Annotated in this window: 1 protein-coding gene; it reads left to right on the forward strand. The window is 52.0% G+C overall.

The genetic code is table 11. The annotated features are described in order from the left end of the window. Positions 1 to 398 (forward strand): serine hydrolase (locus CBF90_RS16780; protein WP_172407900.1); only part of this gene is annotated, 398 nt, incomplete at both ends.

Genomic DNA, 398 nt, shown 5'->3' on the forward strand with positions numbered 1-398 from the left:
GAATTATGCAGTGCTGCCATAACCATGAGTGATAACACTGCGGCCAACTTACTTCTGACAACGATCGGAGGACCGAAGGAGCTAACCGCTTTTTTGCACAACATGGGGGATCATGTAACTCGCCTTGATCGTTGGGAACCGGAGCTGAATGAAGCCATACCAAACGACGAGCGTGACACCACGATGCCTGTAGCAATGGCAACAACGTTGCGCAAACTATTAACTGGCGAACTACTTACTCTAGCTTCCCGGCAACAATTAATAGACTGGATGGAGGCGGATAAAGTTGCAGGACCACTTCTGCGCTCGGCCCTTCCGGCTGGCTGGTTTATTGCTGATAAATCTGGAGCCGGTGAGCGTGGGTCTCGCGGTATCATTGCAGCACTGGGGCCAGATGG

It is taken from the genome of Microbacterium sp. AISO3 (assembly GCF_002204305.1).
GTDB lineage: Bacteria > Actinomycetota > Actinomycetes > Actinomycetales > Microbacteriaceae > Microbacterium > Microbacterium arborescens.